Source organism: Pseudomonas sp. AC255, assembly GCF_979258175.1.
The window spans coordinates 3,305,927-3,328,031 of record NZ_OZ409841.1 but is presented as its reverse complement, the minus strand read 5'-3'; the positions used below and the strand labels follow the sequence as shown (position 1 = coordinate 3,328,031).

Here is a 22,105-nt window from a genome sequence, read left to right as displayed (position 1 = left end):
GTGCGCAGCGTTCGGCGTGGATCTACAACCGATTGAAATCAAAGCGTTTATGCCGATGGCACGGGCCTTGCGAAGGCCTGTATGTCCGGAGTGACAAGGAGTACGGCATGATCCGCACCTATTTTGACGAGATGTACGATGCCGGCGGCCTGGTCCGCCCGCATTACCGGGAATTTGCCCGCTGGCTGGCCGAGACGCCCGACGAGCTGCTCGCGCAGCGCCGCCGCGAGGCCGATCTGTTGTTTCACCGGGCCGGGATCACCTTCACGCTCTATGGCGACGAGCAGGGCACCGAGCGCCTGATTCCGTTCGACACCATTCCCCGCAGCATTCCCGCCAGTGAATGGCGGATTGTCGAGCGCGGCTGCATCCAGCGGGTCAAGGCGTTGAACATGTTTCTCGCCGACCTCTACCACGAGCAGCGCATCATCAAGGCCGGGATCATTCCCGCCGAACAGGTGCTGGCCAACGAACAATACCAATTGGCGATGCAAGGTCTGGATCTGCACCGCGATATCTATTCGCACATCTCCGGCGTCGATCTGGTGCGCGATGGCGATGGCACTTATTACGTTCTCGAAGACAACCTGCGCACACCCAGTGGCGTCAGCTACATGCTCGAAGACCGCAAGATGATGATGCGCCTGTTCCCCGAACTGTTCTCCGCCCAGCGCATCGCCCCGATCGATCACTATCCCAATCTGCTGCTCGACACCCTGAAAAGCTCAAGCCCGATCGACAACCCGAGCGTGGTGGTGTTGACGCCGGGACGCTTCAACAGCGCGTTCTTCGAACATGCGTTTCTGGCGCGGGAGATGGGCGTTGAACTGGTGGAAGGCGCAGATCTGTTCGTGCGTGACGACAAGGTATTCATGCGCACCACCGATGGCCCGAAAGCGGTCGACGTGATCTATCGCCGCCTCGACGACGCGTTCCTTGATCCGCTGGCGTTCAACCCGGACTCGATGCTCGGCGTGCCGGGGCTGCTGTCGTCTTATCGCTCCGGCAATGTGGTGCTGGCCAATGCCATCGGCACCGGGGTCGCGGACGATAAATCGGTTTACCCGTTTGTCACCGACATGATCCGTTTTTACCTCGACGAAGAGCCGATCCTGAAAAACGTGCCGACCTGGCAATGCCGCAACCCGTCCGAGCTGTCCCACGTACTGGCCAATCTTGCGGATTTGGTCGTCAAGGAAACCCAGGGCTCCGGCGGTTACGGGATGCTGGTCGGACCGGCCGCGACGACGGCGGAAATCGATGCCTTTCGCGAGCGCATCAAAGCCAAACCCCATGCCTACATTGCGCAGCCGACGCTGTCGCTGTCGACCTGTCCGACCTTTGTCGAAAACGGCATCGCGCCGCGCCATATCGACTTGCGTCCGTTCGTGCTGTCCGGCCGCGAAACCCGTGTGGTGCCTGGCGGTTTGACCCGTGTCGCGTTGCGTGAAGGCTCCCTGGTGGTGAACTCCTCCCAGGGCGGCGGGACCAAGGACACCTGGGTAGTCGAGGATTGAAGGAAGCTTGCCATGTTAAGTAGAACTGCCTCGGATCTGTACTGGATGTCGCGTTACCTGGAGCGTGCGGAGAATCTCGCGCGCATGCTCGACATCAGTTATTCGCTGTCGCTGATGCCGCAGGACGGGCGCGGCGACGGTCTGCACGAACTCGCCATGCCGTTGCTGATCACCGGCACCTTGGACGATTACCTTGAACGCCACGGCGACCTGCACGCAGAGCGCCTGCTGCATTTCTTCGCACTGGATGCGGCCAACCCGGCCAGTATCTACAGCTGCCTTGGTGCAGCGCGGGCCAGTGCCCATGCCGTGCGCGGGCGAATCACTGCGGACATGTGGGAAAACATCAACGCGACCTGGCTGGAAATTCGCGGCATCGCCGAACAGGGCTTGAGCCGCTATGGCATGAGTCGTTTCTGCGAATGGATCAAGGAGCGTTCGCACCTGTTTCGCGGCGCCTCTTACGGCACGATCATGCGCAACGACGCGTTTCGCTTTATTCGTCTGGGCACGTTTATCGAGCGCGCGGACAACACGCTGCGCCTGCTTGATGCGCGTTACGAAATGGCCGGCGATCAGGCCGAAGCGGTCAGCGATGGCACCGCGCACGCTTATTACCAGTGGAGTGCGCTGCTGCGGGCGTTGTCGTCGTTCGAGGCCTACACCGAAATCTACCGCGACGCGCCCGGCGCCCGGCATGTCGCCGAATTGCTGCTGTTGCGCGCCGATGTGCCGCGTTCGCTGCGTGCCTGTACCGAAGAGATCGACCAGATCCTGGCCCAGCTGCCCGGCGCCAACGGCCGCCCGGCACAACGCCTGGCGGCGGAAATGGATGCGCGCCTGCGTTACACCGGCATCAACGAAATTCTCGAAGAAGGCCTGCACGCCTGGCTGACCGAATTCATCCCGCTGGTGCGCCAGTTGGGCAACGCCATTCACAGTTCCTATCTGGAGGCTGCATGAGACTTTCCATAAGCCACGAGACCACCTATCACTACGAAGATCAGGTGCGCGCGAGCATCCAGTACCTGCGCCTGACACCCCACGACAGCGAGCGTCAGCATGTCCTCAGTTGGCAACTCGACCTGCCGCGTCCGGTGCGTGCGCAGCTCGATCCGTTCGGCAACATCCTGCATGTGCTGACCATGGACGAGCCTCACGAAGCGATCATCATTGGCGCCCGGGGTCAGGTCGATATCGACGAATTGCGCGAGGCCGAACATGAGAGCCAGTCGGCGCTGCCGTTCCTGCGCTTCACGCGCCTGACCGAAGCCGACGAAGCCTTGCGCGAGTTTGCCGCGAAGAACTGCAAGCAGCGGCGAGACCGCACCGCGCTGATCGACTTGATGCACGGTCTGAATCAGCACATGAGCTACACGCCGGGCTCCACCGAAGTCGACACCAGCGCCGCCGAAGCTTTCGCCGGTCGGGCCGGGGTCTGTCAGGATCATGCCCACGCCTTTCTCGCCTGCGCGCGCAGCCTCGGCGTGCCGTCGCGTTACGTGTCGGGTTATCTGTACAGCGAAGATTGCGAGCATCTGGCCAGTCATGCTTGGGCGGAAGCGTGGCTGGATGACGCGTGGTACAGCTTCGACGTGACCAACCAACTGGCGCGCCCGGAGCGACACCTGAAGCTGGCGGTGGGCCTTGATTATCTCGATGCCTGCCCGGTCCGTGGCATGCGCCGGGGCGGTGGCTGCGAGCAGATGCATGCGAAGGTGTTCGTCTCGCCGACACCGGTTATTTCCGTGCAGCAGCAATAGCTCGACGCACGCAAAAATCATGTGGGAGCGAGCCTGCTCGCGAAAGCGGTTCATCAGCCAGCCAATCAGCGTCTGACACTCAGCCTTCGCGAGCAGGCTCGCTCCCACAAGGGGACTGCATCAAGGCTTGGCTTTGCGCCCGGCCATATGCTTGAGATAGCCCACCAGCATTTCCAGGTCTCCATCCGGCAACACCTGCGCGGAGAACCCCGGCATCTTCGCCTGCGGCCACTGACGCAAGCTCTGCGGATCGCGGATGTAGCGCTTCAAGAAATCCGCCCCGAAATACTCGGTCGGGCTATACGGAATATTCAGATCCGGACCGAACTGCGCGTCTCCGGCACCATTCAACCGGTGACAGGCCAGGCAGTTTTTTGAAACAGGGCAAAACCCTGGTTCACCGGATCATCGGCCTTCAAGGCAGGATCGGGCAGCAGGGCAGGAAAGCGTTGGGCCACCGGGGCCATCAGCTTGATACTGGCGACTTCGAACGGCCACTGCTCGGGGCTGATATTGCCCGCCTGCGGATCGGTCCAGACCAGATAGAACGGCCCGGCGCTGTGCTTGCCGGCTGACAGCGGTGGCCACGGCTGCGCCGGATCCTCGATCGCCAGCCATGCCCGCGCGCCGTCCTTGTTCAGCAATGGCGCAGCGGCCAACTCTGCGGCAAAGCCGTCCAGCGCCACCGCTTGCAAGTGATCCTCAGGTCTAACGCCCGTTAGCAAGGCGGCCAGAGGCACAGCCTGATAGGTCATGTCCTTCTTGTAGGAAACATCATTGTTGATCGTGAGAGTTTGCAACTGAGGGTGTTTGAGCAGCTCTTCGGTCTGCCAGGTGCGGCTGTTTGCGCCCAACTGCAGATCCAGTTGTGCGGCGGACAAGGGCAAGCTCAGCAGCAAGGCACCGAGCGCAATGAGCGTTTTCAAATGATCGCCGTCCATGTCGTGGTAGTGCGCAAAGGTTGGCACAACCGCGCTGGCCCGGGTAGCGGGCCAGTCACATTTTCAATGGCGACATACAGCACGCGACGTTTGAATCAGCCGATGACCTTGGTCAGATTCGGCAAGATCAACAACAGCGTCGTGGCGAAAAGAATGAGTCCTGCTTGACGTACTTTCGGTTGTTTGAACATGGCTTGACCGCCTTTATTGTTATTTCCTGATGCGTGCCTGACTGCATATCCCTGACGGCACGCGGTGCACTTCCTGTTGAAGGACGCCCGTCTCGGCAAAACCCGACGACGATGGCGTACATCTTCACCTTAGAGCCCACGTCAGCCTTCGCTTAGATCCATTTCATATGGTGATCTTGGAAAAAGCTTTTAAAAAGCATGAGGCGTATTGCCAGCTTCTTTGCCGCCCGCTGGCTAGACGACTCGACGACCTGAACCGGTTCACCTCATGCCGCATGACCGTCCGTCTGAGCGTGTGCGTCAAGGGCTTTGAGCAATGTGGTCATTGCTTGCCAGTGGGCGCAGGGCGAAAGTGAAGTGACAATAAATCAGGTTCGAGGACGTCATGACTGAAGCTTTGATTTTCGATGCGTTACGCACTCCGCGTGGCAAAGGCAAGGCCGATGGCGCGCTGCACAGCGTGAAGCCGGTCAACCTGGTGGCCGGTTTGCTGAGCGCTTTGCAGGCGCGCACCGCGCTGGATACCAGTCAGGTCGATGACGTCGTCCTTGGCTGCGTCACGCCGATCGGCGATCAAGGTTCGGACATCGCCAAGACGGCGGTGCAAGTGGCCGACTGGGACGTCAGCGTCGCCGGTGTGCAGATCAACCGTTTCTGCGCTTCGGGTCTGGAAGCGGTGAATCTTGGCGCGATGAAAGTGCGCTCAGGATTCGAGGATCTGGTGGTGGTTGGCGGCGTCGAGTCGATGTCGCGGGTGCCAATGGGCAGCGATGGCGGCGCCTGGGCACTGGACCCGCAGACCAACCTGCACAGCCATTTCACTCCGCAAGGCGTCGGCGCCGATCTGATCGCCACCCTCGAAGGCTTCAGCCGGCAGGATGTCGATGCCTACGCACTGCACTCCCAGCAAAAGCCGCACGAGCGCGGGCCGACGGCTCGTTCAACAAGTCGCTGGTGCCGGTGCAGGATCAGAACGGCATCATCCTGCTTGACCACGATGAGTTCATCCGCGCCGAGTCTACCCTCGAGGGCCTGGGCAAGCTCAAGCCGAGTTTCGAAATGATCGGGCAAATGGGCTTCGACGCCACGGCGTTGCGGGTCTACAGCCATGTCGAGCGGATCAACCACGTGCACACGCCGGGCAACAGTTCCGGAATTGTCGACGGTGCGGCGCTGATGCTCATCGGCTCCGAAGCCAAGGGCCGCGCGCTGGGGCTGCAGCCACGCGCGCGTATCGTCGCCACGGCCGTCACCAGCACAGATCCGACCATCATGCTCACCGGCCCAGCGCCGGCGACCCGCAAAGCCTTGGCCAAGGCCGGACTGCGCGTGGAGGACATCGATCTGTTCGAGGTCAACGAAGCGTTTGCTTCGGTGGTGTTGAAATTCATCAAGGACATGGCCGTCGACCCGGGCAAGGTCAACGTCAACGGCGGCTCGATCGCCATGGGCCACCCGCTGGGCGCCACCGGTTGCGCGATCCTCGGCACCCTGCTTGATGAACTGGAAGCGCGCAACTTGCGCTACGGCCTGGCGACGCTGTGTGTCGGCGGCGGCATGGGCATTGCCACCATCATCGAACGCCTCTGAGCCCCGACTTCAAGGAACCCTGTTATGAGCGAAGCCATTCGTTACGAAAAAGGCCAGGACGCTATCGTCGTGCTGACCATGGACATGCCGGGCCAGAGCGCCAACACCATGAACGCCGTGTACCGCGAGGCCATGGCCGCTTGCGTTGCCCGCTTGCTGGCCGAGAAAGACAGCATCGCCGGAGTGATCATCACCTCCGCGAAGAAAACCTTTTTGCCGGCGGCGACCTCAATGAATTGATCAAGGTCGGCAAACCCGAAGCCAAAGCTTTCTACGACATGGTGCTGACCCTCAAGGCGCAATTGCGCAGCCTGGAAACCCTCGGCAAACCGGTGGTCGCGGCGATCAACGGCGCCGCACTGGGCGGCGGCTGGGAAATCTGTCTGTCCTGCCACCATCGCATCGCTGTGGATGATGCCTCGGTGCAACTCGGTTTGCCGGAGGTGACGCTGGGCCTGTTGCCGGGCGGCGGCGGGGTGGTGCGCATGGTGCGCATGCTCGGTATCGAAAAAGCCCTGCCGTACTTGCTTGAAGGCAAGAAGGTGCGCCCGCAACAGGCGTTGCAGGCCGGGCTGATTGATGAACTGGCAGCGGATCGCGATGAGCTGCTGGCCAAGGCGCGCGCGTGGATTCTCGCCAATCCGACGGCAGTGCAGCGCTGGGACGTGAAGGGCTACCAGATTCCTGGCGGCACGCCATCGAACCCGAAAGTGGCGCAGATGCTGGCGATTGCGCCGTCGATCCTGCGCGCGAAAACTCAAGGCACCCTTCCGGCGCCGGAGAAGATTCTATGCGCGGCGGTGGAGGGCGCTCAGGTCGATTTCGACACCGCGCACCTGATCGAAACCCGCTACTTCACCGAGCTGACGACCGGGCAGATTTCGAAAAACCTGATCGGCACGTTCTGGTTCCAGTTGAACGAAATCAACGCCGGCGGTTCCAGACCGCAAAGTTTTGCGCCCTGTAAAACCCGGAAAGTCGGTGTGCTCGGCGCCGGAATGATGGGCGCGGGCATCGCGTTTGTCAGCGCTTCGGCCGGTATCGAAGTCGTCCTCAAGGACATCAATCTCGCTGCTGCCGAGAAAGGTAAGGCGCATTCAGCGGCGCTGCTGGATAAAAAAGTTGCCCGTGGCCAGCTGACTGTCGAGCAGCGCGAGGCGGTGCTGGCGCGCATCGTTGCGAGCGAAAGCGATGCCGATCTGGCCGGTTGCGATCTGATCATCGAAGCGGTGTTCGAGGATCGCCAGCTCAAAGCCAAGGTATCTGCCGCCGCGCAACAGGTGGTGGGTGGCGACGCTGTCATCGCCTCCAACACATCGACCCTGCCGATCACCGGCCTGGCGACGGCCGTGCCCGATCAAAGCAAATTCATCGGCCTGCATTTCTTCAGTCCGGTGGAAAAAATGCCGCTGGTGGAAATCATCAAGGGCGCGCAGACCAGCGACGAAACTCTCGCTCGCGGTTTCGACTTCGTTCTGCAAATCAAGAAAACTCCGATCGTGGTCAATGACAGTCGCGGCTTCTTTACCTCGCGGGTTTTCGGCACATTCACCAACGAGGGCATCGCCATGCTCGGCGAGGGTGTCAGTGCGCCGATGATCGAGACCGAAGCGCGCAAGGCCGGGATGCCGGTCGGGCCGCTGGCCATCTCCGATGAAGTTTCCCTCAGCCTGATGAGCCATATCCGTCAGCAGACGGCCAAGGACTTGCAGGCAGAAGGCAAACCGCTGATTGAGCACCCTGCCTTCGCCGTGATCGATTTGATGCTCAATGAATTCAAGCGACCGGGCAAAGCTGCCGGAGGCGGTTTTTATGAGTATCCAGCGGGCTCGCAGAAGCATTTGTGGCCGGAGCTGAAAACGCGCTTCGAGAAGGCCGACGGACAGATCTCTGCGAAGGATGTGCGTGATCGTCTGTTGTTCGTGCAGGCCATCGAAACCGTGCGCTGTGTGGAGGAGGGCGTGCTGACCTCGACGGCGGATGCCAACGTCGGCTCGATCTTCGGCATCGGTTTCGCCGCGTGGACCGGCGGGGCGCTGCAGTTCATCAACCAGTATGGCCTGAAGGACTTCGTCGCCCGCGCGCAGTATCTGGCCGAGCAATACGGCGAGCGCTTTACCCCGCCAGCGCTGCTGCTGGACAAAGCGGCGAAAGGTGAAATGTTCTAGGGCCGGCGAGCATTTCGGGGCTTGCCTTGGCCGGGTGTTTCAGGGCAGGCTCTGGGGTGTTCATTATTCCCATCACGTGTCAGGTATTTTTTATGTCGCTGCGCATCTGCATTCTCGAAACCGACATCCTGCGGCCCGAATTGATTGACCAATATCAGGGCTATGGGCACATGTTTCAGCGGCTGTTCTCGCAACAACCGATCGCCGCTGATTTCACTGTCTATAACGTGGTGAAGGGTGAGTATCCTAGCGACGACGAGATTTTCGATGCGTATCTGGTCACCGGCAGCAAAGCCGATTCGTTCGGTACGGATCCGTGGATCCAGACCCTCAAGACGTACCTTTTGGATCGCTACGAACGCGGCGACAAACTGCTCGGCGTGTGCTTCGGCCACCAATTGCTGGCGTTGCTGCTTGGCGGCAAGAGCGAGCGGGCCTCCCAGGGTTGGGGCGTCGGTACTCACAATTACAAGCTGGCAGCCAAGGCACCGTGGATGAGCCCGGTGCGCGAAGAGCTGACACTGCTGATCAGTCATCAGGATCAGGTAACCGAGCTTCCGGAAAACGCCACGGTCATCGCCTCCAGCGATTTCTGCCCGTTCGCGGCTTATCACATCAACGATCAAGTGCTGTGCTTCCAGGGCCACCCGGAATTCATTCACGATTACTCCCGCGCGCTCCTTGATCTGCGCCAGGAAGCGCTGGGTTCGCAGATTTACAGCAAAGGCATGGCCAGCCTTGAGCAGGAACATCATGGCGCTACGGTTGCGGAGTGGATGATGCGCTTCGTGGCGCACAAGCCAGAAACGGCTCAACGCTAAAGGGCCTGCTCCCACAATCCCTGTGGGAGCGAGCCTGCTCGCGAATCTCCGGGGCAACGCGGTCCCGGCTACAGCCACCCGGACCGCTTGAAGCTCGCCCACAAACTCACACACCCCACCGCAATAAACCCCAGCACTGCAAAATAACCGTAATGCCAGGTCAACTCGGGCATGTTCTGGAAATTCATCCCGTAGATCCCCGCTACCGCAGTCGGGAACGCCAGAATCGCCGCCCACGCTGCAAACTTGCGCTGCACCACGCTCTGCCGTGATGCCTCAAGCAACACGCCAATCTCGATGGTCTGGCTGGCAATGTCCGCCAGCGTGGTCAGGTCTTCCATCTGCCGCGTTACATGAATCTGCACATCGCGAAAGTACGGGCGCATGTTCTTGTCGATGAACGGGAAACTGAGCTTTTGCAGCTCCTCGCCGATCTCCACCATCGGTGCCGCGTACCGACGCAAGCGCACCACATCGCGGCGCAGACCGTGCAGCTTCTGGATGTCGCGCTCGTTGAGGGCGCTGCACAGCACGTTGCGCTCCAGCTCATCGATCTCGGCGTGGATCGCTTCGCCCACCGGCTGATAGTTTTCGATGACGAAATCGAGCAGCGCATACAGGACGAAATCTTCCCCGTGCTCGAGCAACAGCGGACGCGCCTCACAGCGTTGACGCACATAGGCGTACGACGCGGAATGGCCGTTGCGTGCGGTAATGATGTAACCCCTGCCGGCGAAGATATGCGTTTCGATGAATTGCAAAACGCCGTTTTCGCGAACCGGTGAGTAGGTGACGATAAACAGAGCGTCACCAAAGGTTTCCAGTTTTGGTCGGCTGTGTTTTTCCAGCGCGTCTTCGATGGCCAGTTCATGCAGGTTGAACTGTCGTTGCAGGTTGGATAATTCCTGTGCGTCCGGTTCTTCCAGACCGATCCAGACGAAGTGGCCGGGTTTGGCGGCCCAGGCAGCACCTTCGTCCAGCGCAATATTGGTGACTTTCTTACCCTCGCTGTACACCGCAGCAGCAACAACTCGACCCATGGTGGTGATTCACTTCTTCTTGGCAGATGGCAGGGAAACTAGGCTTCAGCTTAGCCGTGTCGCTGCTTGAGAGTCAGTGAAACTTCTACAGTTCACCCGGCAAAAGAAAACCCGCACGGGGCGGGTTTGGTTTCACGCGGCTTGCAGTTGCCGATCCATCGATTCGATGCACTCGCGCATCTGCTCGCGGCATCGCTCGATCAGCATGGGCATGTCGTCCATGGTCAATCCGACTGTAGGAATCGCCGGCAAGGAACGTATGAGAACGTTGCCACTGCGCCAGCGATTCAGGCGCATGTGCTTTATATAGCTGCTCACGCACACCGGAACGATCGGCACGCCGGCAGCAATCGCCATCTGGAACGCGCCTTTCTTGAACGGCAATAGATCTTCACCGAGGTTGCGGGTGCCCTCCGGAAACACCCAGATCGAGGTGTCTTCGTTCTGCAAGGTGTGGGTCGTCGTCAGCATCGACTGCCGCGCCTTGTGCGCATTGCCACGGTCGATCAACACATTGCCGGCCAGCCAGAACAACTGGCCGAACAACGGCACCCACTTCAGGCTCTTCTTGCCGATACAAACGGTGCGACGAGGGACGACATTGCCGAACACGAACAGATCGTAGTTTGACTGATGGTTGGCGATGATCACGCAACTGTCGGGCTTGTTCATCAAGCCGTTGACCTCGGACTTGACCCGCAAACGCAAGATACACATCGCCGGCAAAGCGTAGAGGCGGGCGCAGAGTCGGCTGTTGTCCGGGTTGAACGGGCGGCACAATCCAAGGATCACGCCGAGCACGCCGGCCAGAATAAAGTGCAGGCCCATCAACAACATACGAAACACAAACAGCATTTTTGCAGGCCCACCGGGACAAAAGGTGGCGCAGTGTACGGATGTGCACTGTTTTCGGCAATTGCCGCTATAGAGTCCGGAGATGGCCGATGTTTAAGCGCATGTTTCAGCATTGCCTGTCAGGCGCGTCCTAGAGCTTTCAGCGAATCTTCAACGCTGAACGTAAGAAAAAGCCCGACCAAGGTCGGGCTATTCTCTTACCGGCAGATTTTGGACGAGTCAGCCCAGATGTTGCTGATCCTGCAGGATCGCGTCGTCGAGGGTTTCCAGCAGTTGCTTGCGCACTTTGAGCTTGGTGTTCTTGTGCGCCAGCATGTTGATCTTCTTCAACTGACGCGCGGCAGCCAGCGCGGCGCCCTGCAATTCTTCGGCAGTGACGACTTTGTCGAGGAAGCCTGCATCAACGGCACTTTGCGGATCGAACATCTCGCCATTGATTACCGAGCGATGGAAAGCCGAACGCCGCAAGCGGTCGCGTGCCAGCTCGATACCGGCATGGTGCATGGTCATGCCGATCTGCACTTCGTTCAGACCGATGCTGAACGGGCCGTCGACACCGATGCGGTAATCGGCGGACAACAGCAGGAAAGCACCCTTGGCCACGGCGTGCCCCGGGCAAGCAACGATCACCGGGAACGGGTGAGAGAGCAGGCGGCGCGCCAAGGTCGAACCGGCTGTCACCAGCGCAACGGCCTCTTTCGGACCGGCCGTCATCACCTTCAGGTCATAACCACCGGAGAGAATCCCCGGCTGCCCGGTAATGATCACCACGGCGCGATCCGCCACCGCCTGATCCAGCGCCGCATTAAACGCCGCAATCACATCCGGAGAAATCGCGTTGACCTTGCCATTGTTCAGGGTCAGGGTCGCGATACCGTCTTCGAGGTGGTAGGCAATCAACTCGCTCATGACGCTATTCCTTATTAGAAAGATGGGCAGACGTTACCCACCGCCGCAGGCCAGGTAAAGCGCCGTGACTGACCTGCCAGTCACCGTTTTGCGCTTCGGCCAGCGCTGCGCGCGTGTTGCCTTCTATAAAGGAAGCGCACGGCTTACCCGAGATTGGCAGGTTTGCCATCGTCCGCTCTGGCTGAACGCAACGGCCTCTCTTAAGCGCATGAAAATTCTGAAAAAAAGTTTGCCATCGGAAAAGCTTTCGACTACATTAGCGCGCCTCGACAGACAGAACATGTCTGCAGAGATACGGTGAAGTGTCCGAGTGGCTTAAGGAGCACGCCTGGAAAGTGTGTATACAGGAAACTGTATCGAGAGTTCGAATCTCTCCTTCACCGCCACATTAAGTAAACGCAAACCCCTGATTTTCCTAGAGAAAGTCGGGGGTTTGTGGTTTTTGGTGTCTGGAAAAAGTTTCTAAAGGACCACTGGTTCGAAGCCTCTGAAACGTGAGTTGGCAGTCTTTTATTACCAAGAAGTTGTACAAAACCCTGTCACCCGTCGAAATCTCCTACACGCCTCATTGACCCCCGAACCGTCCCGAGTCTACTGTATACGCATACAGTAAATTCACTATCAGGTTCGTATCATGAGCGTCACCATCCTCGGCCCTTTGTCAGGCGCGGGCGAACAGCTTGCGCTGTATTCGTTTCGGATTCCCGCCGGTTTTCCTTCGCCCGCGGCTGATCACATTGAAAAGCACATCTCTCTGGACGAGGTTTTTGATATTCGTGCACCGCACGTTTATCTGGCGAAGATCGAAGGCGAGAGCATGCAGGACGCCGGGATATTTTGCGGTGATCTGGTGATCGTCGACCGCAGCTTGAATGCCGAGCACGGCGATATCGTCATCGCCGGTCTCAACTCCGAACCTGTCTGCAAGCGCCTGCACATGCGCGACAACACCATCATCCTTCTTTCGGCCAACAGCAAATACCCGCCTCGCTATGTGATGGAAGGGGATGAGCTGGTGATCTGGGGTGTGGTGACTTACAGCGTGCGCGACCATGGCAAATCGTGAGCAGGTTTTCGCGCTGATCGATTGCAACAGCTTCTATGCCAGCTGTGAGCGAGTGTTCCGGCCCGATCTGGCGAAGACGCCGATTGTCGTGCTGAGCAATAACGATGGCTGCGTGATCGCGCGCAGCTACGATGCCAAACCTTTTGTGAAAATGGGCGCGCCGTATTTTCAGATTCGTGATGATCTGCGCCGCCACGGCATTCAGGTGTTCAGCAGTAATTACGCGTTGTACGGCGACATGAGCGAACGGGTGATGACGATCATCGAGTCCATGGTGCCGGCGGTCGAGGTTTACAGCATTGATGAGGCGTTCGCCGATCTCAGCGGCATTCCTGGGGACCTGACAGGTTTTGGCCGAACCATTCGCTCTGCTGTTTATAAGCGCACCGGCATCCCGGTCGGCGTCGGCATCGCCCCCACGAAAACGCTGGCCAAGCTCGCCAACCACACTGCGAAGCGCCTACAGGCGCACACCGGCGGCGTGGTCGACATCTGCGATCCGTCCAAACGCGACTGGGTGCTGCGCAATACCGATGTCGGTGAAGTGTGGGGCGTCGGACGGCGGATGAAAGCTCATCTGGAAAGCATGCAAATCAGAAGTGCGATGGACCTGGCGAAGGCCGATCCGTGGACACTGCGGCGCAAGTTCAGCGTGGTGATCGAGAAGACCGCGCGCGAACTGGGTGGCACATCCTGTCTGGAACTGTCGGAAACAGAACCGCCGAAGCAGGAAATCTGCAGCAGCCGCATGTTCGGCAACCGTTTGACTACCATCGAGCCGATCAAGGAAGCCGTTGCTACTTATGTGCATCGAGCGGCGGAAAAGCTGCGCGCGCAGAATTCGCTGTGCAAAAAGATCCGCGTGAGTATCCGCACCGGCATGTTCAATCCGGAAGAGGCGAAGTACGCCAATGGCGCGCTGATCGAGTTGCCTTATCCGACCAATGATGTGCGATTGCTGAGCAAGGTGGCGAGCGAGGCGGTTGATCGATTGTTCCGGCCGGGCTTCAAGTACAGCAAGGCTGAAGTGTTATTGATGGATCTTCGGCAGCCCGGAGAATTTACCGAAGACTTGTTTGCCCAGTCGCAACCGCAGACGGCGGAGAAGGTGATGGGGGTGCTCGACCAGATCAATCAGCGCTGGGGGCATGGAACGTTGCGAGCGGGGAGTGTGCCGGCGGATCCGGCCTGGGGCATGCGGCGGGAGATGATGAGTTCGAGTTTTACGACGAAGCTGGATCAATTGTGGGTCGTTAAATCCAATTGAGGCACGGTTGCCAGGCCTGGTGCCGCGTTACAATCGCCGCCTTCACTTTTGCAGTAAAAGGACGACTTTCATGATCATTTCCACCACTCATTCCGTCGAGGGGCGGCAGATCACGGCCTATCTGGACATTGTCAGCGCCGAGTCTGTGCAAGGGGTCAACGTGATCCGCGATATGTTCGCCGGCATGCGCGACTTCTTTGGCGGGCGCTCGCAGACGTTGGAGCGGGCTCTTAAAGAAGCACGCATTCAGGCCACCGACGAACTGAAAGATCGAGCGCGGGCATTGCAGGCTGATGCTGTGGTTGGCGTGGATTTTGAGATCAGCATGCCGGCAGGCAAGGGTGGCATGGTTGTCGTGTTTGTGACCGGAACGGCGGTGAAGCTGCACTGATCATTGCGTTCAAGGCAAAGCCCACTCGCACGAGGAATGGGCTTTTTTCCGTATCAATCAGCCCTGAGGCTTGAGCAACACAGCGCCTCTTGAGTCATAGGTCAGCGGTGTATCGATGGCAACGAGGGGCGGCGTCCCGTCAGGCTGCGCCGATGGTGCGGGCTCGCTGGGATGGTAGACGACGCCCGGTTGCAGAAGCGGTTTGTCTGGGTATTTGATGGTGATTTCACCCGAGGCGATCTTTTCCTTGAGTTTTTCCGCACCGGCCTTGCCGGCAGCGATCTGCTCGTCCGTGAGTTTTACGACTGGCATGTTCGGGAATCCATTGATCTGCATGATCTCTCCTTGAGATTCATTTGTAGGAGTAAGGGCAGCGGCCGTTCGATGGAAATCTTTAGCGAATGATCGCTCGCGACACGTTTTTCCATTCGTCGGTGATCAGCCTTTCTGGACAGCAAGTCCAGTAGTGACCATCTAGTCTCAAAAGCGCTGAGGGACGATATTTTCAGGCAAAACTGTTTTGCCGGTGTCGGCCCGGTTGCGTAGGGGAGAGTCTATGTCAGGTCCATTTATCGAAGATGATGGCGCTGAGTTTTCATTCAACAACTGTGTGCGCTGCGGTCAGTCGGAGTATCAGTCGGGGTTTGGCGAGGATCCGGTCAGCATCGGCAAAATCAAATCCACGGCCCCAAAAGGGCCGAAAGCGAAATTCCTGCCCAAGGTCACGGCAAGGACCAGAAAGTGATTTCATCCTGCACCCCGTCACTGAACGGGGTTTTTTATGTGCGCAAGAATAGGGGTTTGAAATCTCTGGCAGGCATTGACATTAATGTCGGTTTTTTTCACAAACTTTTCACGTTGGCCAACGTAGTGTGAAGCCATCCGTTAGAAAGCAAGTCTCCAGCCCGTCTCCCCAGCGGGCTTTTTTTGCCCGGCATAAAACCTTTTCCACGATTGCGGTCCAATCGACGCTGCCGCCCGCGTCTGGACTTTCCTGGGCCGAGCGCATTAAATCCCGCTCCTTTTCGTCATCCCGTTTATTTGAGGTTTTCGTCATGCGTTTAACACTGCCTGCTCTGGTTCTTGGCCTTCTGGTTGCTCAAGGTGCGATGGCTGCCGGTGATGGCACCGCTGCGCTGGGCGGTGGCCTGGGTGGCGCGCTGGGTAACGTGGTCGGTCAGAAAATGGGCGGCAGCACCGGTGCCGCCATTGGCGCTGGCGTCGCGGGCGCAGCAGGCAGTGCCGTCGCCGCACGCAAGGGCAGCCGCACCAAAGCGGCGATCGGCGGCGGTGTCGGTGCAGCCGGTGGTTCGGTGATCGGCAACAGCCTGGGCGGCCGCAACGGCGCCACCATCGGTGCAGGTCTGGGCGGCGCGGCCGGCGGCGCAGTCGGCAGCAACCTGGGCAAAGGTCACAAGCGCCACTGAGACTGATGGCCTGTCAGAAAAAGCCCGACTCGATGTCGGGCTTTTTCATGGCTGAACGTTTCGTCCGAAATCATCTCCAATCTGCATACGCCCCGCTTGGGCGGACTGTCCCGATTCGGGAACTGCGAGGTTCATATGCGATTGTCATTATCTGCACTGTTTTTTGGCTTGGTCGTGGCGCAGGGCGCGATGGCGGCCGGAGATGGCACCGCTGCCGTAGGCGGTGGTCTCGGCGGTGCGCTGGGTAATGTGGTTGGCGGACAACTTGGCGGCAGTACGGGCGCAGCGGTCGGCGCAGGTGTTGGCGGCGCGGCCGGCAGTGCCGTCGGCGCGAACAAACGCAACCGCACCGAAGCCGCGATTGGCGGCGGTCTTGGCGCAGCAGGCGGCTCGGTCGTCGGCAACAGCCTCGGCGGCTCCACCGGCTCCGCCATTGGCGCGGGCCTGGGCGGCGCAGCAGGCGGCGCGGTAGGTAACAATCTTGGCGACGACGACGGCGGATCTCATTCCGGCGGCCACAAGCACAAGAACAAACACAAAAATAAACATCGCTGATTGATCAACGAAAACCCGGCCTGGCGCCGGGTTTTTCGTGTCTGGCCGTCAGGCAGAGGAACGATTGGCGATAGGGCTTTTCGAAAGTGATACATCCCACACGCTCAAGAGGTGCGCCATGACTCCCGAAACCGAAGGCAAAGAAGAGAAGGGCCCGAGTGGATTGCCGTTTATCAATGATCCGGGGAATGAAGATCCCGGCTCGCTGATGGATGATGCGACGGTGCCGTTGAATGATGCGGATGAGGCGGATATGGAGTATGAGGAGGATGGGGATGAGCAGTGAGAGTGTTCTTGGTGAATGGAGATTTTGAATATTGGTTTAAAGGGCCTGAGTCCACAGGCCCTCTTTGTGGTCGTGTTTAGGTCGTTTCTTTCGAGTCGGCCCAGATATATAGATTACTTATGGCTGAAATTTTTTTGATTTTTTTTAGATTGATGTATTCGGCGAATTCTTTTTCGATAGTTTCTTCGTTGCAATACTTTCTATGCTTAGATGGTCGTTCACAAGCAAAGTTGTATAAGCGCCAAGTGTCGAATCCATTGATTTCACCATTAGGTCCATAGTCAAAATCTACGGTTCCTGTCGATAGATTGATGCGGCAGCCAATGCCGTGCAATTCATATTTAACGCCTCGAGTGACTCTCCCGCATCGCTTGATCGCCTTGGTATACCAGAGCTTTCGAATATCTCGAGTGCCAAATTTTCTTTCAAGTATCAACGTGCTGGAATCTACCATGGAGATAAAATCATTTATCAGGGTCTCCAGATTTTCACTTTGATCACTCATCTTCTTCTCCGGTGCTCCAATCTGTCGAAGCCTACATTATTTGCTGACTCTAATATATCTTCAATGCTTCTTAGAGATCCTTCGTACGCTTTCAGATTTGTTATGAGTTTAATCGTCACATTGGTCGAAGTTTGTCGTGCAGCTGCTGCGCGGTGGTGTCCATCCAGAATATATAAACTGCCGTTATGTTCTAGAACGTCAATGGGGCGTACTGAATTGAATCCGTCACGCATTTTGTCCTTATACCCATCTACTGTCCTAGTTGAGGTCTTACCCGCGATTGCATGTACTCGTTTCAGAGTGTTTGGATCTATATTGTGAGCAATGGCCGGTAGGTCCGGCTCCCCCTCATCAACCTTAACCCTATCACTCGCCCCCGGCACCTCACACCTAGGCTTATTCGGCGGAGGGCAGTTGGACGTCAACCCCAACGGATCCACCCACCCCGTCGGATTCGGCACGTACTGGTACTGATTCAACCCACCCGCCAGCTTCACCGGGTCCGGCGTCAAATACCGTCCAAGCCTTGGGTCGTAATACCGATGCCGGTTGTAATGCAATCCGCTTTCAACATCGAAATACTGCCCCTGAAAGCGCAGCGGTTGGTCGAGGTAGTCTTCGCCGGCGAGGGTGACGGCGGCGACTTTGCCGTAGGCGTCGTATTGCGCGGACCAGACGATTTCGCCGCTGTAGTCGGTGAGTTCCTGCGGAGTACCGAGGTGGTCGAGTTGGTAGTAGAACGGGCAGGCTTTTTTCGGGCCTTTGCCGTCGAGCATCGCCAGTGGGCGGAAGGTGCCGGGTTCGTAGAGGAAGCTGCGGTATTGCGTGGCGCTGCTTTCGGCGACGAGGTGTTCGCCTTGCCAGAAGAATTCGGTGACGGCGCCGTCGATTGTTTTGCGGATGCGCCGGCCGAAGGCGTCGTAGTGATAAGTGGCGGTCTGGCCGTCGGGGCGGGTCAGGCCGATCAGGCGGTGCTGGCAGTCGTAGCGGTATTCGGTGACCAGGGTCTGGCCGTGGCCACGGCGTTCGCGGATCAGGTTGCCGAAGGCGTCGTAGTCGTAATGACGGTCGCCCTGCATCAACAGGCGATTGCCCTTGATCTGCGCAGGGCCGGGACGATCCTGCATCAGCAGGTTGCCGGCCGGGTCGTGGGCGAAGGATTCGGGCAGCTCGTCGCGTGAGTGACGTACGCGGATCAACCGGTCGAGGGCGTCGTAGCCATAAGTGCGCTGGCCGTGGCGGCTGTCGGCAATGTGCTCGAGATTGCCGTTGGCGCTGTAGGCATAATCGCGGCGGTACAGCGAAGCGTGGCGATGACCTACAGCGTGGGCAAGCAAGCGGCCCTGATCGTCGTAAGAATATTCGCTGAGCAGCAAACCTTGCTGGCGTTGCTGTTCGCGACCGGACTGGTAGACGTGGCGCGTGAGCGGCGTGCCATTAAGGTCGATGGCCGACAGCGCACCGCCCTTGGCGTAGTGGTAATCGAGCTTGCTGTTGTCCGGCAGGCGCAGGCGCTTGAGCTGACCGCAGGCGTCATAGGCGTAGCGCAAGGTGCCCCAGCCCTGATGCTCGGTGATCAGCCGGTCCTGACGGTCGTACTCGAAGGCCAGCGGATGGTTTTGCCCGTCATCGACGCCGATCAACCGACCGAGGCGATCGTAGTCGTAGCGGATCTTGGCGCCATCGGGCAGGGTTTTGACCCGCAAGCGCCCGGCCTTATCGCGCTGGTAGTGGGTGACCAGCGATAAACCCTGCTCGCCACACTCGGTCTTCTCCAGCAGGTGCCCGTTGAGGTCGTAGGCATACGCCGTGCGCCGCCCATCAAACCCGGTTTCCTGTCGGATCAATCCGGTCGGCGTGTAATCCAGTCGGTACTTTTCTCCGGACTCGTTTTCAATCTCGGTCAGCAACAGCCGCGCATGGTCATAGCGGTACTGCACGTGGGTGCCGTCGGGATTGATCCGTCGCGAGACCAGGTGCAAATCATCGTCATATTCGTAGCGGGTAATGCGCCCGAGCTCGTCGCGCTCAGCGGTGATCTGGCCGTAGGCGCCGTAGCTGTAGGCGCGCGTGCTGCCCGTAGGAGAAGTCGTCAGGATCAGTCGGCCGGCCGCGTCCCACTGCTGACGACTGACAACACCAAATTCGTCCTGGGTGGTAATCCGCCGTCCCAGCGCATCGTAGGAAAAGCGCCGCACGCCGCCATCGGGCAGGGTTTCTTCGATGAGCTGGCCGAGCTCGTTCCACACCCAGCGGTGGCGGCTGCTGTCCGGATAACGCAGCGACAGCAATTGCCCGCGCAGGTTGTAGTAGTAATGGGTGACCTGGCCGTCGGGATCGACCGCTTCGGTGACGGCGCCTTCAGCGTTGCGCCGGAAGATCCACACCGCATCACCACGGCAACGCTTGTAGAGAAAGCCGTTGCGGTACTCGTAGGACGTTGGTGCATCGTCCGGCGGAATCAGCGCGATCAGCCGTCCGACCTCGTCGTAGCGGTATTCGGTAACCGCGCCCAAAGCATCCTGCTCGGCGATCAATCGCCCCTGCTGGTCATAAGCCTTGAGCTGCTCGCCACCATCGGCCGCGACCTGCCGCACCAGCCGCGCACGTTCGTCGTGGACGTAAACTTCTTCGGTACCGTCGACGTAATGCACGGTCACGCTGGCGTCGTCATCGTTCCAGACGTAACGGGTGTTCATCTGCGAGAACGACGCCCAATGCCTCACGCAGCGCGCCGCTTTGCCCTCGCGCTGCCACTCCCAGAAGAAGCTCGCGCCGCCGGTCAGCTGGCGCTGGAGGATGACGTGGTGATCGTCGTAGTCGTAGCGTTCGCTGTCGCCGACCGCGTTGGTCGCGGTCAGCAGGCGTTGCCGGGCATCGAAGCTGTAGGTGGCGAGGGTTTGCTCGGTGGTCCACTCGCCTTGGACGAACACCTGATAATCGACTGCCACCAGCTGCGCGCGGTCATAACGCAACAGCAGGGCGCGGCCGGCGCCGTTGTCCAGACGCTGAATGCGGTCGGAGCGATCGCGTTGCAGGGTCAGACGATTGCCGTAGACATCGCTGATCGCCGTCAGCCGGCCGGCGCGAAAGTGGTAGAACCGCGCGCTGTCGCCGGCCAACGCCAGGATCAATTCTTCCGGCTCAGCACCGAGAAAAATCGCCGCCCGCGACAGGCTGTTGTGGATCGCCGGGCGCGCGACATTGGGCAGGGGAAACCGAGTGCGGCGGTTTTCGTGGTCGATCCAGATCACGCCATCGCCGTCGAAGGCCAGCCGATGGGCGAGCGTGTGACTCCAGCCGAAACCCAGGCCGATGTCGATCTCGACCGCGCTGCTGCGGTACAAGCGGGTGAACTCGAAGGGCAGCACGCCATCGAGCACCGCGTCGGTCAGGGTCAGCAGTTCTTCGCCGGTGACCATCGACACCGGACAGCCGTTTTTGCAGGTATTGGGGACGCAGTCGGCGGCGTCGCCGTTGGGGTTTTTCGCCTGGTCGGGGGCGTCGTCGTGGGGCTCGTGGCGCTCAAGGCGCGCCATGCCCTGGGATTTTTCCCGCGCGAGCGGCGCCGGATTCGGCACGCGGAGCACCACCGCGTCGGCCTGACGAATGTTCAGCGGAATCGATGGCGTCGGCTTCAGCTCCACTTCGCGGGCATGGAACATCAGCGGCTTCAGCGTGCTCGCGTGCTGTTTGAGTTCCGGTGTCGAAGTCAGCTCAGCCAGACGCAAGGCTGAGGCGGCCAGCCACTCCCGCGCCCTTGGCGACTTGATCTTCGCCAAGACCTTGCCGCTCAAACGCAGCGATACGCCGGCACCGCCCGCCACGCGCATCAACAGGAAGCTGATCAGCAACTCGGTGCGAACTTCGGCCACCACCTCGGCGAGGTATTGCGGCGGCAGCATCTTCAGCCAACTGGTGAACGCGGCCAGATGAATGAACAACAACGGCTCGTCGCTGAGCATCAACAAGGCGTTGGCGATCGCTTCGTTTGAAGCAGCAAGCAGCGCCTCGAGTTCGACTTCGCTCAGATATTCGAGGAGCTTTGCGCTGTGCTCCTGCAGATCGGCAAGTAGGGCAAACAGCTGCTGAATGTCATCCCAGACGCCATTCAGGGCTTTTTCCAGGCCGCGCCAATCGGCCCGTTGCAACTGCCCGTAACGATCAAGAAAACCGGCGCTGGAAAACTCCGTCCACTGCGGCTGGAAGCCTGTCCATTCGTTGCGCAGCCAGCCTTCAAGACCGGCAATGACCCCTTCATATGAGGCATACAGGGCGCGGACATGGGCGGAGGAAACGTTGGGAAAGAAGGTGACGCGATAGCGCTGGCCGCGCATGCAATCGGTCACCTCGAGGATCCCGCTCGGGCCAATGGTGTAGCGCTTTGGTTCGCCGAAGGTCAGCACGCCGTCGACGTCGCTGAGCAGCGGTTCGAGGGTCACCGGGGTGTCGCCGATCGGCACGAAGCGCGCTGCTTCAAACAGATGCACCAGGGTCAGCGGTCCGCTGGCCGAACACATGACCACCGATGAACTGACAGGTGCGCGCGAAGTGATCGGCGCGCTCAGTTGTACGTCATTGCCAACCTTGAACACCTGCTCGATGTCCAGCGCCGTCCCCGTCCAGAATTGCTCGGCCCAGGCGTCGTAGTTGTTCAGGCACAGGCGGAACTCGTCGATCAGCGCTTCAAAATCTGGCTGCTTCGGATTCAGGGCGGCCACCACCAGCAGTCCGATGCTGTTGTTCAGGGCCAGGAGCTGATCGGGTTGAAACATTCGCAGTCGCTCGCGCATATGAAGAAACGGGAGCGCGG

The 22,105-nt window shown here is 59.4% G+C and carries 18 protein-coding genes, 1 tRNA gene and 3 pseudogenes; 15 read left to right on the top strand and 7 right to left on the bottom strand.

What is annotated here, in order from left to right:
- The first annotated feature begins 107 nt into the window (after positions 1–107).
- From ACZZ0K_RS15045 to ACZZ0K_RS15035, 3 genes are read left to right on the top strand one after another with little or no spacing between them, the layout of a single operon-like run.
- Complete coding sequence (locus ACZZ0K_RS15045; RefSeq protein WP_056784066.1) at positions 108–1,517, top strand: circularly permuted type 2 ATP-grasp protein; 1,410 nt, start codon at positions 108–110, stop codon at positions 1,515–1,517.
- A gap of 12 nt (positions 1,518–1,529) precedes the next feature.
- Positions 1,530–2,480 (top strand): alpha-E domain-containing protein, encoded by a 951-nt coding sequence (locus ACZZ0K_RS15040; RefSeq protein ID WP_016773788.1) that lies wholly within the window; start codon positions 1,530–1,532, stop codon positions 2,478–2,480.
- Positions 2,477–3,280: a transglutaminase family protein gene (locus tag ACZZ0K_RS15035; protein WP_056784068.1), complete on the top strand. Its 804-nt coding sequence runs from the start codon at positions 2,477–2,479 to the stop codon at positions 3,278–3,280. The genes ACZZ0K_RS15040 and ACZZ0K_RS15035 overlap by 4 nt, the downstream gene beginning before the upstream one ends.
- A 120-nt stretch (positions 3,281–3,400) precedes the next feature.
- On the opposite strand, the pseudogene ACZZ0K_RS15030 reads toward ACZZ0K_RS15035, so the two are convergent.
- A pseudogene (locus tag ACZZ0K_RS15030) lies at positions 3,401–4,221 on the bottom strand (c-type cytochrome).
- Between the two features lie 576 nt (positions 4,222–4,797).
- On the opposite strand from ACZZ0K_RS15030, the pseudogene ACZZ0K_RS15025 reads away from it, so the two are divergent.
- The 3 genes and pseudogenes from ACZZ0K_RS15025 (at position 4,798) to ACZZ0K_RS15015 (ending at position 8,991) form a co-directional block, all read left to right on the top strand.
- Positions 4,798–6,002: pseudogene (locus ACZZ0K_RS15025) on the top strand (acetyl-CoA C-acetyltransferase).
- A 24-nt stretch (positions 6,003–6,026) separates the two neighbouring features.
- Positions 6,027–8,170, top strand: a pseudogene (locus ACZZ0K_RS15020) (3-hydroxyacyl-CoA dehydrogenase NAD-binding domain-containing protein).
- Between the two features lie 92 nt (positions 8,171–8,262).
- Positions 8,263–8,991: an amidotransferase gene (locus ACZZ0K_RS15015; RefSeq protein WP_252869065.1), complete on the top strand. Its 729-nt coding sequence runs from the start codon at positions 8,263–8,265 to the stop codon at positions 8,989–8,991.
- 68 nt (positions 8,992–9,059) lie between these two features.
- Here ACZZ0K_RS15015 and ACZZ0K_RS15010 read toward each other — a convergent pair whose 3' ends face one another.
- The 3 genes from ACZZ0K_RS15010 to ACZZ0K_RS15000 all read right to left on the bottom strand — a co-directional run bounded on the left by ACZZ0K_RS15010 (position 9,060) and on the right by ACZZ0K_RS15000 (position 11,795).
- Entirely contained in the window at positions 9,060–10,031 is a 972-nt protein-coding gene (locus tag ACZZ0K_RS15010; RefSeq protein WP_056784082.1) for a magnesium and cobalt transport protein CorA, read from the bottom strand.
- Between the two features lie 132 nt (positions 10,032–10,163).
- Positions 10,164–10,886: a 1-acylglycerol-3-phosphate O-acyltransferase gene (locus ACZZ0K_RS15005; protein ID WP_076566842.1), complete on the bottom strand. Its 723-nt coding sequence runs from the start codon at positions 10,884–10,886 to the stop codon at positions 10,164–10,166.
- A 219-nt stretch (positions 10,887–11,105) separates the two neighbouring features.
- Positions 11,106–11,795 (bottom strand): crotonase/enoyl-CoA hydratase family protein, encoded by a 690-nt coding sequence (locus ACZZ0K_RS15000; protein WP_076566844.1) that lies wholly within the window; start codon positions 11,793–11,795, stop codon positions 11,106–11,108.
- A 64-nt stretch (positions 11,796–11,859) separates the two neighbouring features.
- Between ACZZ0K_RS15000 and ACZZ0K_RS14995 the strand changes: the two genes are divergently transcribed.
- The 5 genes from ACZZ0K_RS14995 to ACZZ0K_RS14975 all read left to right on the top strand — a co-directional run bounded on the left by ACZZ0K_RS14995 (position 11,860) and on the right by ACZZ0K_RS14975 (position 14,519).
- Positions 11,860–12,096, top strand: coding sequence for a hypothetical protein (locus ACZZ0K_RS14995; RefSeq protein ID WP_150638707.1), 237 nt, complete (start codon positions 11,860–11,862; stop codon positions 12,094–12,096).
- A tRNA-Ser gene (locus ACZZ0K_RS14990) sits at positions 12,092–12,181 on the top strand. The genes ACZZ0K_RS14995 and ACZZ0K_RS14990 overlap by 5 nt, the downstream gene beginning before the upstream one ends.
- A 248-nt stretch (positions 12,182–12,429) precedes the next feature.
- On the top strand, positions 12,430–12,861 hold the full coding sequence (locus ACZZ0K_RS14985; RefSeq protein WP_041479371.1) for a LexA family protein: 432 nt from the start codon (positions 12,430–12,432) through the stop codon (positions 12,859–12,861).
- Positions 12,848–14,128 (top strand): Y-family DNA polymerase, encoded by a 1,281-nt coding sequence (locus ACZZ0K_RS14980; RefSeq protein ID WP_258707831.1) that lies wholly within the window; start codon positions 12,848–12,850, stop codon positions 14,126–14,128. Before ACZZ0K_RS14985 ends, ACZZ0K_RS14980 begins: the two co-directional genes overlap by 14 nt.
- 70 nt (positions 14,129–14,198) lie before the next feature.
- A complete protein-coding gene (locus tag ACZZ0K_RS14975) occupies positions 14,199–14,519 on the top strand; it encodes a YbjQ family protein (RefSeq protein ID WP_150741366.1) in 321 nt (106 codons plus the stop codon).
- A gap of 57 nt (positions 14,520–14,576) precedes the next feature.
- Here ACZZ0K_RS14975 and ACZZ0K_RS14970 read toward each other — a convergent pair whose 3' ends face one another.
- On the bottom strand, positions 14,577–14,855 hold the full coding sequence (locus ACZZ0K_RS14970; protein WP_056784095.1) for a hypothetical protein: 279 nt from the start codon (positions 14,853–14,855) through the stop codon (positions 14,577–14,579).
- Positions 14,856–15,075: 220 nt separating this feature from the next.
- Here ACZZ0K_RS14970 and ACZZ0K_RS14965 point away from each other — a divergent pair, with 220 nt between their 5' ends.
- The 4 genes from ACZZ0K_RS14965 (at position 15,076) to ACZZ0K_RS14950 (ending at position 16,787) form a co-directional block, all read left to right on the top strand.
- A complete protein-coding gene (locus ACZZ0K_RS14965) occupies positions 15,076–15,264 on the top strand; it encodes a hypothetical protein (protein ID WP_024012286.1) in 189 nt (62 codons plus the stop codon).
- Between the two features lie 310 nt (positions 15,265–15,574).
- Positions 15,575–15,946 carry a hypothetical protein gene (locus tag ACZZ0K_RS14960; protein ID WP_016773803.1) on the top strand — a complete coding sequence of 124 codons (372 nt, stop codon included), beginning with the start codon at positions 15,575–15,577 and terminating at the stop codon, positions 15,944–15,946.
- A 135-nt stretch (positions 15,947–16,081) separates the two neighbouring features.
- The gene (locus ACZZ0K_RS14955; protein ID WP_024012287.1) at positions 16,082–16,501 is read left to right on the top strand and encodes a YMGG-like glycine zipper-containing protein; all 420 of its coding nucleotides are present in this window, start codon (positions 16,082–16,084) and stop codon (positions 16,499–16,501) included.
- Positions 16,502–16,619: 118 nt separating this feature from the next.
- Complete coding sequence (locus ACZZ0K_RS14950) at positions 16,620–16,787, top strand: hypothetical protein (RefSeq protein ID WP_016773805.1); 168 nt, start codon at positions 16,620–16,622, stop codon at positions 16,785–16,787.
- A 76-nt stretch (positions 16,788–16,863) separates the two neighbouring features.
- On the opposite strand, the gene ACZZ0K_RS14945 is transcribed toward ACZZ0K_RS14950, so the two are convergent.
- Together ACZZ0K_RS14945 and ACZZ0K_RS14940 are read right to left on the bottom strand one after the other, a co-directional pair.
- On the bottom strand, positions 16,864–17,292 hold the full coding sequence (locus ACZZ0K_RS14945) for a DUF6896 domain-containing protein (protein ID WP_056784098.1): 429 nt from the start codon (positions 17,290–17,292) through the stop codon (positions 16,864–16,866).
- Positions 17,289–22,067 (bottom strand): RHS repeat-associated core domain-containing protein, encoded by a 4,779-nt coding sequence (locus ACZZ0K_RS14940; protein WP_309475377.1) that lies wholly within the window; start codon positions 22,065–22,067, stop codon positions 17,289–17,291. Before ACZZ0K_RS14940 ends, ACZZ0K_RS14945 begins: the two co-directional genes overlap by 4 nt.
- Between the last annotated feature and the right edge of the window lie 38 nt (positions 22,068–22,105).